The 13,020-nt window shown below is 67.6% G+C and carries 12 protein-coding genes; 9 read left to right on the forward strand and 3 right to left on the reverse strand.

The genetic code is table 11. From position 1 onward, the window contains the following. Positions 1–54: 54 nt before the first annotated feature. Positions 55–963 (forward strand): LysR substrate-binding domain-containing protein, encoded by a 909-nt coding sequence (locus VHP37_14205; GenBank protein HEX2827499.1) that lies wholly within the window; start codon positions 55–57, stop codon positions 961–963. Positions 964–966: 3 nt separating this feature from the next. Here the strand turns inward: VHP37_14205 and VHP37_14210 are convergent, their stop codons facing one another. Beyond that, positions 967–2,349 (reverse strand): MmgE/PrpD family protein, encoded by a 1,383-nt coding sequence (locus VHP37_14210; protein ID HEX2827500.1) that lies wholly within the window; start codon positions 2,347–2,349, stop codon positions 967–969. Beyond that, positions 2,346–3,728 (reverse strand): MmgE/PrpD family protein, encoded by a 1,383-nt coding sequence (locus tag VHP37_14215; protein HEX2827501.1) that lies wholly within the window; start codon positions 3,726–3,728, stop codon positions 2,346–2,348. Before VHP37_14215 ends, VHP37_14210 begins: the two co-directional genes overlap by 4 nt. 73 nt (positions 3,729–3,801) lie before the next feature. Here VHP37_14215 and VHP37_14220 point away from each other — a divergent pair, with 73 nt between their 5' ends. Then, on the forward strand, positions 3,802–4,767 hold the full coding sequence (locus VHP37_14220; GenBank protein ID HEX2827502.1) for a tripartite tricarboxylate transporter substrate-binding protein: 966 nt from the start codon (positions 3,802–3,804) through the stop codon (positions 4,765–4,767). 3 nt (positions 4,768–4,770) lie between these two features. On the opposite strand, the gene VHP37_14225 is transcribed toward VHP37_14220, so the two are convergent. Beyond that, a complete protein-coding gene (locus VHP37_14225) occupies positions 4,771–5,736 on the reverse strand; it encodes a LysR substrate-binding domain-containing protein (GenBank protein ID HEX2827503.1) in 966 nt (321 codons plus the stop codon). 99 nt (positions 5,737–5,835) lie between these two features. Here VHP37_14225 and VHP37_14230 point away from each other — a divergent pair, with 99 nt between their 5' ends. The 7 genes from VHP37_14230 to VHP37_14260 are packed head-to-tail and all read left to right on the forward strand — an operon-like array spanning position 5,836 to position 13,018. Then, entirely contained in the window at positions 5,836–6,645 is an 810-nt protein-coding gene (locus VHP37_14230) for an N-acyl homoserine lactonase family protein (GenBank protein ID HEX2827504.1), read from the forward strand. 2 nt (positions 6,646–6,647) lie between these two features. Further along, positions 6,648–8,060, forward strand: a complete 1,413-nt coding sequence (locus VHP37_14235) for an MmgE/PrpD family protein (protein ID HEX2827505.1) — start codon at positions 6,648–6,650, stop codon at positions 8,058–8,060. 9 nt (positions 8,061–8,069) lie between these two features. Continuing rightward, entirely contained in the window at positions 8,070–9,056 is a 987-nt protein-coding gene (locus VHP37_14240; GenBank protein ID HEX2827506.1) for a tripartite tricarboxylate transporter substrate-binding protein, read from the forward strand. Positions 9,057–9,069: 13 nt separating this feature from the next. Then, positions 9,070–9,825, forward strand: coding sequence for an SDR family oxidoreductase (locus VHP37_14245; GenBank protein ID HEX2827507.1), 756 nt, complete (start codon positions 9,070–9,072; stop codon positions 9,823–9,825). 44 nt (positions 9,826–9,869) lie between these two features. Further along, complete coding sequence (locus VHP37_14250) at positions 9,870–10,844, forward strand: tripartite tricarboxylate transporter substrate binding protein (protein ID HEX2827508.1); 975 nt, start codon at positions 9,870–9,872, stop codon at positions 10,842–10,844. 1 nt (position 10,845) lies between these two features. Continuing rightward, positions 10,846–12,210 carry an MmgE/PrpD family protein gene (locus VHP37_14255; protein HEX2827509.1) on the forward strand — a complete coding sequence of 455 codons (1,365 nt, stop codon included), beginning with the start codon at positions 10,846–10,848 and terminating at the stop codon, positions 12,208–12,210. Between the two features lies 1 nt (position 12,211). Continuing rightward, positions 12,212–13,018: an SDR family oxidoreductase gene (locus VHP37_14260; GenBank protein ID HEX2827510.1), complete on the forward strand. Its 807-nt coding sequence runs from the start codon at positions 12,212–12,214 to the stop codon at positions 13,016–13,018. Positions 13,019–13,020: the final 2 nt, after the last annotated feature.

Genomic DNA, 13,020 nt, shown 5'->3' on the forward strand with positions numbered 1-13,020 from the left:
GCCCGGAAGAAACGTTTTGTTATCATTTGATAACCGATCGATATCAATGCTCCGATGAAGCTCCAGCAACTGCGCTACGTGTGCGAGATCGTCGACCGCGGCATGAACGTGTCGCGCGCCGCGGCGGCGCTGCACACGTCGCAGCCGGGCATCAGCAAACAGATACGGATGCTCGAGGACGAGCTCGGTGTCGTGCTGCTCGAGCGGCGCAGCACGCGCATCACCGGCCTGACCGAGGCGGGGACGGCGCTGCTGCCGACGATGCGCCAGATGCTGCAGGAGGGAGAGAACCTGAAGCGCCGCGCGCGCGAAGCGGCTTCCCCGGCGAACGCGAAGCTCATCATCGCCAGCACGCACACGCACGCGCGCTACGTCCTGCCCGCGATGTTCAAGCGCTTCGTGGAGCGCTACCCGCATGTCGCGCTGCAGATGCGGCAGACGCGTACCGAGCGCATCATCGAGCTCCTGCGCAGCGGCGAGGCCGACATCGGCGTCACCACCGAGCCGGTCGAGCCGCTCGACGGTATCGCGCTGGCTCCGTGCTACCGCTTCGGCCACAGCATCGTGACCGGGCCGGGCCACCCGCTGCTTGCGCTGCGCCGCCGGCTGACGCTGGATCACCTGCTGCGCTATCCCATCATCACCTACGACGAGCGATTCAAGCTGGGGCGCCTGGTGCGCGAGGAGTTCGAAAAGCGCGGTCTCGAGCCGAACATCGTCGTGCGGGCGATCGACTCGGACATCGCGAAGGCCTACGTGGAGGCGGGATTCGGCGTCGCGGTGCTGATGAGCATCGCCTACGACCGCAGGGACGACGAGGGCCTGCGCGCGCTGCCGGTGACCCACCTTTTCGGCGAGATCGTCTGCTACGCGATGACGCTCAGGGAGCGTCCGCTCGCGGCGCACGCCAAGCACTTCATCGGTTTGATGCAATCCGTCCCGGTGCCGGGACTGATGCGGTAGCGCTCAGCTACGCCGCGCGCGCAGGAGCGACGACAGTGCGCGGGTGCGCGTCGACGCGTCGATGTTCTCGACGAGCCTCACGATGGCGGCCGCATCGCCGACGGGCGCGAATGCCGCGAGCCGCGTGAGCTTGTCGACGACTTCGCGGTACGTGCAGGGGTCAGCGGGCGTGCCGTGCGGATCGTAGGTCGACGCTTCGCGAACCTCGCCGTCGTCGAGCCGGATGCGCACCTTCGTGCCGAACTGCCTGGGGAACACCGCTTCGCTCGCGTCGTCGACCGTGACCTCCACGCGCTGCGCAAAAGCCAGGCGCGCGGCATCGGTGAACGCGGCGCGCTCGAACTGCGCCGGGTCTTTCGGATCGCTTTCGAGCGCGACCGCCGCGCAGTACGGGATGCTGTATTGGGCCTCGCCTGAATCCGCGGGCAGCGGGTTGGCGTTGTTCTTCACCGCGAACGCGCTGGTACCGACGGTCACCTTCCGCACCCGGTCGAGCGGGATCGGCACGGGCCCGCGGAGGTCGAGCACGAGCTGCATGAGCCCCTGGATCCAGCCGCACACCGGGAAGACCTTGATCCACGTCTCGTCGATCGCCCAGCGCTCGCCGAGACCGCTCCAGAGTTGCGCAGGCTGCGCGCTCTTGCCTGAAAACACTTCGAGCAAGCCGTAACGGCCGTCGATCGCGGCGCGCGGGGCGTTGAATCCGTCCTGCGCGAGCATCGCCATGCGCACGCCCGATTCCGCCGAGCGCCCGCCGTGGATGCCTTTGACCATCGCGCCGCCGCTGCCGCCGGCGTAGCTCTTGATGCCCGAGGCGGTGGAGCAGGCGAGGCCGACGGCGCTTACCAACGCGTCCCGCGACAGTCCCATCACCGCACCGGCTGCAATCGCCGCTGCGACCGGCCCGGCGACGCTCGTCTTGTGGAAGCCGCGATGCGAGGGCTCGGTGCCCAGCGCCAGCCCCAGCCGTGCGATCGCCTCGTAACCGATGACGATGCCGCGCAGCAGCGTCTCCGCGCTCGCATCGACGTGCTCCGCCGCGGCGAGCGCCGCCGGCACGATCACGGTGCCCGGATGGATCATCGCCGCCGACAGCAGGTCGTCGATCTCGAATGCGTGCACCGTCGTACCGTTGGCGAGCGCGGCCTGCGCGGGCGCGACGGTCACGTCGGAGCCGAACAGCGTGCACTCGCCCTGCGAGCGATCGGCGAGCACGTTGTGCGACATGATGCGGCCCGCATCCTGCTGCGAACCGAACAGGCCGCAGCCGAGCGCATCGAGCAGGCACACCTTGGCGCGGTCGATGATCGATTGCGGAATCGGCGGCGTCGATGCGCAGAACTCGATGAGGCGCAAGGCGGCGCCGGTGGTGGTGGTGTCGTTCATTCGTCGTTCCAGGCAAGTGACTCGAAAAGCTCGTCGAGCGTCGCGGCCTGGTCGAGGCGCCACACGTGCTCGATGACGCGCTGGCACGCGCCGCGATCGAGCACGCCGTCGGCGAGATCGAAGAGCTTGCGCTCGATGTCGGCGTCGCCGACGCGGTTCTGCGGATGACCGGGCGGATATCGGTGGAGCTTGGTGACCTCGCGCCCGTCGCGCAAGCGCACCGCCACGCCGCCGCCCGACGAGCCGGGATACAGCGCGGTCAGCGCGGCATCTTCCTCGATGCGGATCTTGCGGATCAGGCTCGCGACGTCGGCCGAGGCGATGCGCCCGGCACTGAACTGCGCGTGGCCGCACTCGCGGTCGAGCAGCGCGACCGCGACGCAGTAATGGAGGCTGTGATCGGCGGTCTCCTTGTCGCGAGGCGCGAGCTTGGCGGGATCGTTCGCCGCTTTCTTCGCGGTGACGCGCGGCAGCGTGACGATCACGCTCTCGATGTTCTCGAGCTGGGAGCGATCGAGCGCAAGATCGATCGCCGCCTGTATCGGCGCCATCGCGCCGGCGACCGCCGGATAGGGCTTGATGCAGCTTTTTGTGATGCGGTAGTCGCCTTGAAGAGGCGCGGTGAGCGCCGCGTAATCGATGGCGCCGGCGACCGCTTTCTCCCAGCCCGCCGCGCCTTCGAAGACTTTCGAAGGTCCGGTGAGTCCCGCCGCGGCGAGGAGAGCAGCCTCCACGGCGCCTTTGGCGATGAAGGCCTCGGCGGTCGCTTTCATGAGCGGGATGTCGCCGCGCTGCGCCTGAGCGAGGGTGTTGAGGTGGCTGGCGGCGAGCGCGATCGCGTTCGCAGTCACCTGCGGATCGTCGCTCAACAGGCGTCCGGCCAGTGCCGCTGTAGAGAACTGCACGTGCGTCGCGGTGTGCCAGCCGCGACCCGAGATGCCGGGCTCCCGCACCGCGTCGCACAGCCGCATCTGCACTTCGTAACCCGCGACGATGGCCGAGAGCGCATCGCGTCCGCTGCGTCGCAGGCGCTGCACGAGCGCGAGCGCGGGCGGTATGTTGCTGCTCGGGTGCGCCGAATCGGCGCCGAAGTAATAGTCGTTGCTGTCGAGATAGCGGATGAGGGTGCCGTTCACCAGCGCCGCGAGCGGTGCGGAGGTCTTCCAGCGCGCGCCGATCACGCTCGCTTCGGGCGTGCCGCCGAGCTCGCGCGCGACGCGGCGCACGATCACCGCAGGCTCGCTCGCATGCGCGCCGATCGCGCACGCCAGCGTATCGAGCACGAAGCGCTTCGCTTCGTGGATCACTTCGCGCGGCAGCGCGTCCGCGTCCATGTCGTGAACGAATCGCGCGATTTGCTCGCGCACGCTGTCGGCCATCCAACCTCCATCGATTTTTCGAGCGGCCACGAACGCTAACATATCCGGCACGCCCAAAAACGAGGAGAAGACCTTGAAGCCGTTCGCCTACGCAGCCATCGCGACATCGTTGTCGCTGCTTTTCACCGATGCGGGGGCGCAGAGCTATCCGTCGAAGCCGCTGCGCATCGTCCTTCCGGTGCCGCCGGGCGGCGTCGCCGACGTCGCGGCGCGGCCGCTCGCGCACGACATGACCCAGATCCTCGGGCAGCAGGTCATCCTCGATTACAGGCCCGGCGCCACCGGTGCGATCGGCATCGGCGTCGCCGCCAAATCGCCCGCGGACGGCTACACGCTGTTGTGGGGATCGACGAACACGATGTGCATGGGACCCGCGTATTACGGCAAGACGCCGCCCATCGGCGAGTTCACGGCGATCACACCGGTGATCGTCTTTCACAACGTCCTCGTCGTGCATCCCGCGCTGCCGGCGCGAACCACGCAGCAGCTCGTGAAGCTCGCGAAGGCGCGCGCGGAAAAGCTCAACTTCGGTTCCGCGGGAACGGGCAGCGTCAACCATCTCACCGCCGGCATGTTCGAGCATCTCACCGGGGTGAAGGTGAACCACGTGGCGTACAAGGGCGGCGGCCCCGCGCTCACCGACGTCATGGGCGGCCACGTCGACGGGATGTTCGCGACCAGCCCTTCGGCGGTGACGCACCTCAAGTCCGGCAAGCTCAAGGCGCTGATGATCACGAGCGAGAAGCGCGTGGCGGCCTTGCCGGAAGTCCCGAGCGCGCCCGAGGCCGGCATACCGGGGCTCGTCGTGGCGACGTGGAACGGCGTGTTCGCGCCCGCGGGCACCCCGCCCGCGATCGTCGGCCAGCTCAATACGACCATCGTCAAGGCAGCGGGCGGCAAGGACATGACCGACCGCATGACGAGCGTGGCGGCGCAGGTCTACACGCTCGCGCCGGAGAAGTTCGGCGCGGTGGTGCGCGACGACTATGCCAGGTGGGCGGCGGTCGTGAAAGCGACCGGCATCAAGGGCGGCGAATAGGGCTCACTCGTAGAGCGGCGCGGTGCGCGTGAGCTCGTCGCGATCGAAGTCGGCGCCTTTCATCGCGCGCAGCACCTGTCCCACCTTCACGTGCGGCGCGAGGATGCCGAGGAAGGCTTCGATCGCCGGCGTGAGATAGCCGTTCTTGCGGCACACCAGGGTGAGCACGCCCGACGGGAAGAGGTGATCGGCTTTCAGCGCGACGAGGCGCGCGTCGCGCTTTTCATCGAACGCCGCGCGTGCGATGACCGCGACGCCCATCCCGATCTCGACGTACGACTTGCACACGTCGGCGTCGGTGCCGCTGCACACGATGCGCGGCGTCAGGCCCGCGGCCTCGAACTGCTCCATGAGCGTCGAGCGCCCGCTGAACGACACCGGATACGCGATGATCGGATGCTTCGCGAGCTGCGCGAGCGTGAGCTTCTTCATCTCGGTGAGCGGGTGCCCCTGCGGGACGATCACGCAGCGCGGAAGCTTGTAGATCGGGATCGTCACCACCGATTCGGAGGCTTTCTCACTCGTGACGATGCCGATGTCGGCGTCGCCCGCGGCGATGATCGCGCGGCACTGCGCCGGGTCCGACTGCTGGAGCGAGAGCGAGACCTGAGGAAACTTCTCGCTGAAGCGCTTGATCACCGACGGCAGCAGATACCGCGCGTAGACGTGTGTCGTCGCGATGCGGATCTCGCCGGGCGCCTCGAAGCTGCGGCCGCTGCTGATCTCGCGCAGCTCCTTCACCGCGTTCCTCATGCGCAATGCGATCGCGAGCACTTTCTCGCCGTCGAGCGTGAGCCCCACGACCTTGTTGCGCGTGCGCACGAAGATCTGCACGCCCAGCTCGAGCTCGAGCTCCTTCACCTGGCGCGACAGCGCCGATTGCGACTTGCCGAGCGACTCCGCCGCGGTCGAAATGCTGTAGCGCGTGCGGGCGATGGCGTAGACGCCTTCGAGCTGTTCGAGATACATCGACCCCTCCGGTATGCACGCCGATCATAGCAGTATGCGTCGCGTTGTATTGAGCGCATACCGGCCGCGCCCTAACATCGGTCGCGAGGAGGAGGGACCATGCAGGAGCCGCAAGGGCTGCCCACGTACGAGGTTTTCGCGGTGCGCTACGCCGAGCGCGACGGCTGGCGGCGCAACGCTTTCCAGGGCGGCGATCCGCACGACGGACCGCTCGGCATGGATTACTTCGTGTGGGCGATCCGCAACGCCGAGCGCACCTACGTCGTCGATCTCGGTTTCACCGAGGCGATCGCCGCCAAGCGCAAGCGCAACTACATCCGCTCGCCGCGCACCGGCCTCGCGATGATCGGCGTCGATGCCGCGACGGTGACCGACGTCGTCATCAGTCACATGCACTACGACCACGTCGGCACCTACGCCGACTTCCCGCAGGCGCGCTTCCACGTGCAGGAAGACGAGATGGATTACGCCACGGGCAAGTACATGAAGTACGGGCGCTTTCGCCATGGTTACGAAGTCGACGACGTCGTCGGCATGGTGCGTCTCGTCTACGACCAGCGCGTGCAGTTCCACGACGGCGCGGACGAGATCGCCCCCGGCATCAGCGTCCATCGCATCGGCGGACACACCCAGGGCTGCCAGTGCGTGCGCGTGCACACACAGCGCGGCTGGGTGGTGCTCGCCTCCGATTGCAGCCATTACTACGAGAACTTCGAGAAGAACCGTCCGTATTCGTCGCTGTTCAACGTCGGCGAGCAGGCCGACGGCTTCGAGACCATGCGCAGGCTCGCAAGCAGCGAGCGCCATATCGTCCCGGGCCACGACCCGCTGGTGATGAAGCGCTATCCCGCGGCGGCGAAAGAGCTCGACGGCATCGTCGTGCGTCTCGACGTCGAGCCGGGAGAGTGAGCATGGCCGCAGTCCTCGAAGCGGTACGCACGCCCGAGCCTTTACAGGCTTCGATCTCGACGACGCTGTCCGGGCACTTCCTCGGCCTGCGCTATGCGCGCCTGCCCGAAGACTCCCGCAAAGCGGTGAAGCGCCTGCTCCTCGACTATCTCGGCGTCGCCATCGGCGGCAGCGCGAGCGAGAGCGGGGCGATCGCTCGCGAGCTCGTGAAGCACGACGGCGGCACGCCGGAAGCGACCGTGATCGGCGACAGCGTGCGATTGCCCGCAGGCGCCGCGGCGTTCGCCAACGCCATCGCCTCGCACAGCCTCGAGCTCGACGACATCGACGTGCTGGCCAATTTCCATTTCAGCCCGCCGGTGTTCTCGACCGCGCTCGCCGCCGCGGAAGTCGCCGGTGCGAACGGCAAGCAGCTCCTCGCCGCGCTCGCGGCGGGCTGCGAGATGATGGAGCGCGTGAGCCGCGCCGCCAATCCTTCCCTGCGCGAGCGCAACTATCACACCACGCCGACGTGCGGCGTGTTCGGCGCGACGGTCGCCGCGGCGAAGCTGCTGGGGCTGCCCGCGAAGAAGCTCGTATCGGCCATCGGCCTCGCCGGCGCGCAGGCTTCGGGCGTGCTCGAGTTCCAGGGGCCTTCGATGCAGAAGCGCTTCGGCCCCGGGCCTGCCGCGCGCGGCGCGATCACCGCGGTGCGCATGGCGGCGCTCGGCTATACCGGCCAGGCCTACATCTTCGAAGGCCGGCGCGGTTTCCTGAAGGCCTACACCGACGCCGCGGACATGAGCGAGCTGACCGCGGATCTCGACAGGCCCTATCGCCTCGACATCGAATTCAAGCCGTACGCCTGCGCGCGGCCGATCCACAACGCGATCGATTGCGCGCTAGACCTCCGGAGCAAGCATGCGCCCGATCTCGCGCGCGTGGAGCGCATCGAGGTCGCGCGCCATCCCTTCTGGGTGAGCAAGCACGGCGAGAAGGCGCCGAAGAACTTTCACGCGGCTCAGTTGAGCCTGCCGTATTCGGTGGCGGTCGCGCTCAAGGAAGGGCGTGCGCTGCTCGCGCAATACACCGACCGGCATCTGCGCGACGCGACCATACAGCGGCTCATGAGCCGCACGTTCATCACCGTGGACGAGACGCTGCCGAGAGGCGTGTCGTGCCGCATGACGATGAAGCTCGACGACGATCGCCGGCTAGTGTCGCAGGTCGACTATCCCAAAGGGTCGATCCAGGTCCCGATGTCGGACGCCGAGCTCGAAGAAAAATTCATGACGCTGGCGGAGCCGGTCGTCGGGCCATCGAACGCGGAGCGCATCGTCGATCTCGTCGCGCGCATCCATGCGTGCGAGGACGCCGGCGAGCTCATGCGTCTCACGCGCAAGGCGGGGAACCGTAAGGGCGCCCGCAGGCGCTGAGGAGGAGCAGTGAACTTCAGGAGGAGCATCGTGCGCATGGGCATCGCCGCCGCATGCGGCGCGGCCGCTTGCAGCGGAACAGCAGGGGCGGCGCAGGCGTTTCCATCACAGCCGGTGCGCATCGTCGGCGCGAACCCCGCGGGCGGCGCGGCCGACGTCAACGCGCGCCGCCTCGCCGAACGCCTGAGCCGAAAATGGGGGCAGACTGTCGTGGTGCAGAACCTCCCCGGCGCCGGCGGCAGCGTCGCCGCGTCGACGGTGGCGAACGCAACGCCGAACGGGCACACCATACTCTTCGCGTTCCATCCGATGCTCGCAGTCAACCCGATCCTGTACTCGGATCTGCCGTTCGACGCCGACAAGGATTTCGCTTCGGCGATCTTCATCAGCAAGACGCCGCACGTCCTGCTGGTCAATCCGTCGCTGCCGGCGAAAACGGTGTCCGACCTCATCGCGCTGGCGCGCGCGAAACCCGGCACGTTCAACTTCGGCTCGGGCGGCGCGGGCTCGTCCACGCATCTCGCGGGCGAGCTCCTCAAGGCGCGGGCCAACGTCGAGCTGACCCACGTGCCGTACAAAGGCGGCGCGCCCGCCGCGGCGGCGCTGATGGGCAACGAGATCCAGATCCTGTTCGACGCGACGCTCACCGCGGTCGGTCACATCAAGAGCGGGCGCCTCAAGGGACTGGCGATCGCCAGCGCGTCCCGCGCGCAGTCGATACCCGACGTGCCGACGTTCGCAGAGAGCGGCCTGCCGGGTTTCGAGTCGAACATCGGGCATGGGCTCGTGGTGCCGGCGAAGACGCCGAAGAGCGTGATCGCCGCGATCAACGCCGCCGCGAACGAAGCGATCAAGGATCCCGAATACTTCAACAGCATGAGCGCCTCGGGCGCGCAGGTGATGGGCGGCCCGCCGTCGTCGTTCAGCGATTTCCTCGTCGCCGAGCGCAGGAAGTGGACGCCGATCCTCAAGAAACTCGCCATCAAGGCGAACTGACAAGGAGACGAACATGGAACTGGGCATCAAGGGCAAGACCGCGATCGTCACCGGCGCGAGCCAGGGCCTCGGACGCGCCATCGCGAAAGGCCTCGCGGCCGAAGGCGTCAAATGCGTGATCGTCGCGCGCCGCATGAACCTGCTCGAGGAGCTCCAGCAGGAGATCGTCGCCGAGAAAGGCGAGCGCCCGATCCCGCTCCAGGCCGATCTCTATCCGGACGACGCCGCCGACCGCATCGCCGAGCGTGCGCTCAAGGAGCTCGGGCACATCGACATCCTCGCCAATGCCGCGGGCGGCAGCCGGCCGTTGCCGGTCGGCGCCGCCAAGGACGCGTGGTCGGAAGGTCTCACCCTCAACTTCTTCCGGTTGCGCGAGCTCACCGAAGCCTGCATCCCGAGCATGACCCAAGGCCGCTACGGCCGCGTCATCAATCTCACCGGCACGCGCGAGCCGCGCAACCTCAACGCGGCGCATGCCGCGAAAGCGGCGGTGCACGTGTGGTCGAAGGGGCTCTCCAAGGTGGTCGCGCGCGACGGCATCACGGTGAACTGCATACAGCCCGGCAAGCTGCGCAGCGAGCAGATCGACAAGCGCTGGCCGACCGAGGAATCGCGCAACGAATGGGCGCAGAAGGAAGTGCCGGTCGGGCGCATGGGCGAGCCGCACGAGCTCGCGGACCTCGCGGTGTTCCTGTCCAGCCCACGCGCGAGCTACATCACCGGCAACATCATCGCGTTCGACGGCGGCGCGCGCTTCTTCGCGTTCTGACCTAACATGTAGCTCAAACCCACCAAGAATATTGCGAGGAGCTGATGCGCTGTGTCACGTACGCGGCCGCCGCCGCGAGCCTTTTGTCGCCGTGTATGGCGCTCGCGCAGAGCGCCGCACCGTATCCGGGCAAACCCGTTCGCATGGTGGTCACGTTCACGCCCGGCGGTGCGACCGACGTCATCGGCCGCATCGTCGCGCAGAAGCTCGGCGAGCTGTGGGGGCAGCAGGTCATCGTCGACAATCGTCCGGGCACCGGCGGCGCGCTCGGCACCGAGCTCGTCGCCAAGTCCCCGCCGGACGGCTACACGATCGTGCTGTCGAGCTTCGGCCCGATGGCGATCGCGCCGTACGTCTATCACAAGCTCGCCTATGACCCGGTGAAGGATCTCGCGCCGATCACGCTGGCGGCGACGAGCTGGTACTTCATGGCCGTGACGCCGTCGCTGCCGGTGAAGAGCGTCAGGGAATTCATCGCGCTCGCCAAGTCGCGGCCGGGCGAGATCACCTACTCGTCCTCGGGCAACGCGAGCCCGACGCATCTGTCGGGCGCGCTGTTCGCGCAGAGCGCGGGCATCAAGCTCACCCACGTTCCTTACAAGGGCGCCGCGCCGGGCATCGCGGCCGTGGTTTCGGGCGAAGTGCAGATGGCGATCGAAAGCCCGCCGCCGATCGTGCCTCAGGTGAAGGCCGGCAAGCTGCGCGCGCTCGCTGCCGCGCGCCGCGAGCGCTCACCGCTGCTGCCGGACGTGCCGACCATGACCGAAGCGGGACTGAAAGGTTTCGAAGCCGGATCGTGGTACGGTTTCCACGCACCCGCCGGCACGCCCAAGGCGATCATCGACAAGCTGCACGCGGACATGGTGAAGATCATGGCGCTGCCGGACGTGCGCCAGGGCTTCGCAAACGTCGGCGGAGAGACGATCGCGAATACCCCGGCGCAATACGGCGCTTTCGTCGAAAGCGAGCTCAGGAAATGGGGCGGCGTCATCAAATCGACCGGGATCAAGGTGGACTGACATGACCGAGCGTCCCGAATACATCAGGCAGGCGGCGCGCTTCATCGCCGAGACGCGGCTCGAAGATCTCTCGTCCGCCGCGCGCGATCGCGGCCGCTGGATCATCGCGGACTGCATTCCGGTGATCGCCGCGGGCATGGCGATGCCCGAGATGCGCGAATTCGTGAAGCGTCATCTCGCGAATTCCGCGCCCGGCAACGCGTGGGTGATCGGCGCCGGCGTGCGCTCCAATTCTCCGGATGCGGCGCTCCTGAACGGCACCGCGGGCACGTGGCTCGAGCTCGACGAAGGCAACCTCTTCGCCAAAGGCCACCCCGGCATCCAGGTCGTGCCCGCCGCGCTGGCCGTGGCGCAGGAGATGGGCGCCTCGGGCGCGGACCTCCTGCTCGCGGTCACGCTGGGCTACGAAGTCTCCGCGCGCATCAGCCGCGCCGCCAACGTGCGGCTCGCGGTCCATCCTCACGGCACGTACGGCGTGATCGGCGCGGCGATCGCGGTGGCCAAGCTGAAGAAGGCCGGCGCGGCGCAATTCGAAGAGCTGCTCAACGTCGCCGCCACGATGGGCATGGCGTCGAGCCGCAACACGCTGCTCGAGGGATCCACCGTCCGCAACATCTTCACCGGGCACTCGGGCTACATGGGGCAGATCGCGGTGCGTCTCGTCGAATCCGGCTTCACCGGCGAGCCCGACGGCATCGGCTTCGTATACGGCGGCGGCGTGTACTCCGAGAAGTTCGACCCCGAAGGCATGGTGCGCGACCTCGGCAGGGAATGGCTGATCACGCAGAGCTATTTCAAGCTGTACTGCATCGGCCGCTACGCGCACTCGGCGATCGACGCGCTGCTCGACGCCCGGTCGAAAGCGCCGCGCGGCCGCATCGACCCGGCGCTGGTCGAAAGAATCGACGTCGACGCCTACAGTCTCTGCGCGTTCCTCGGAGGCAAGAACATCACCACGAGCTTCGGTGCGCGCTTCTCGGTGCCGTTCGCGCTCGCGACGATCCTGCATCACGGCCATGGCGGGCTTCAAGCTTTCGACGACGCGGCGGTGGCGAATCCGGCGGTGCAGGATCTCGTGTCGCGCGTGTTCGTGACGTCGAACCAGGCGTACACCGATGCCTTCCCCGATAAGCAGCTCGTCGATCTCAAGGTCACGCTGAAAGACGGCACGGTCGTCACCGGCCATTGCGAGGTCACCAAAGGCGAGCCCGCGAACCCGCACCAGCCGGAAGAGCTGCGCGGCAAGTTCTTCGAGCTCGGCACGCCCGCGTGGGGCGAAACCGTCACGCAGAAGCTTTTCGAGGGCCTCATGAAGCTCGAGACGATCGACGACTTCGGCGCTTTCGCCGACGGCTTCAAACTCTGACATGAGCGAGCTCAAAGAAAACAGGGGCGAGGCCGCGATCGGTGACGATCGCGGCCTCAGCGGCAAGGTCGCGATCGTCACCGGCGCGTCGACGCCGCGCGGCATCGGTAACGAGATCGCGAAGCGCTTCGCGCGCGGCGGCGCGTCGCTGCTGCTCGTCGCCGAAGCGACGCAGGAACAGCTCGATTCGACCGCGAAGGTGTGCCGCGAGCTGGGCGCCGAGCGCGTGGAAGTGCTGCTCTCGGACCTGGGCGAAACCGGCGCCGCGGAGCGCATGGTCGAGCACGCCGAAAAAACGTTCGGGCGCGTCGACGTGCTCGTCAACAATGCCGGCATCCGCGATCACATCAGGTTCGGCGAGTTCACGCGCGAGATTTTCGACCGCATCGTCGCGGTCAATCTCGCCGCGCCGTTCTTCGCGAGCCAGGCGGTGCTGACCATCATGCGGCGCCAGGGTGGCGGCCGCATCATCCATACCGCGAGCCAGCTCGGCCACGTCGCGTACGACAAGCGCGCGGTGTATGGCCTCACCAAGGCGGCGATCATCCATCTCACCAAGTCGATGGCGTACGAGCTCGGCCGCGACAACATCATCGTCAACGCGATCAGCCCCGGTCCTGTCGCGACCGGTCCGATCCTCTCGCGTCCGGCCGAAGTCACGCAGAAGCGCGTCGAGCAGTACGTGCCCGCCGGACGCGTCGGGGAGCCCGAGGAGATCGCCGATCTCGCGTACTTTCTCGCGACCACGGCGCCTGCGTTCATGCAGGGCACCGACATCGTCATCGACGGCGGTTACATCATTCACTGACG

The sequence above is a fragment of the Burkholderiales bacterium genome (assembly GCA_036262035.1).
In the GTDB taxonomy this organism is placed as follows: Bacteria; Pseudomonadota; Gammaproteobacteria; order Burkholderiales; family SG8-41; genus JAQGMV01.

Bases quoted from the DNA above. Each gene is read 5' to 3' on its own strand.
- VHP37_14245 (HEX2827507.1), top strand. From the start codon at position 9,070: ATGGAACTGGGCATCAAGGGCAAGACCGCGATCGTCACCGGCGCGAGC.
- VHP37_14215 (HEX2827501.1), bottom strand. From the start codon at position 3,728: ATGGCCGACAGCGTGCGCGAGCAAATCGCGCGATTCGTTCACGACATG.
- VHP37_14250 (HEX2827508.1), top strand. From the start codon at position 9,870: ATGCGCTGTGTCACGTACGCGGCCGCCGCCGCGAGCCTTTTGTCGCCG.
- VHP37_14260 (HEX2827510.1), top strand. From the start codon at position 12,212: ATGAGCGAGCTCAAAGAAAACAGGGGCGAGGCCGCGATCGGTGACGAT.
- VHP37_14230 (HEX2827504.1), top strand. From the start codon at position 5,836: ATGCAGGAGCCGCAAGGGCTGCCCACGTACGAGGTTTTCGCGGTGCGC.
- VHP37_14255 (HEX2827509.1), top strand. From the start codon at position 10,846: ATGACCGAGCGTCCCGAATACATCAGGCAGGCGGCGCGCTTCATCGCC.
- VHP37_14235 (HEX2827505.1), top strand. From the start codon at position 6,648: ATGGCCGCAGTCCTCGAAGCGGTACGCACGCCCGAGCCTTTACAGGCT.
- VHP37_14210 (HEX2827500.1), bottom strand. From the start codon at position 2,349: ATGAACGACACCACCACCACCGGCGCCGCCTTGCGCCTCATCGAGTTC.
- VHP37_14225 (HEX2827503.1), bottom strand. From the start codon at position 5,736: ATGTATCTCGAACAGCTCGAAGGCGTCTACGCCATCGCCCGCACGCGC.
- VHP37_14205 (HEX2827499.1), top strand. From the start codon at position 55: ATGAAGCTCCAGCAACTGCGCTACGTGTGCGAGATCGTCGACCGCGGC.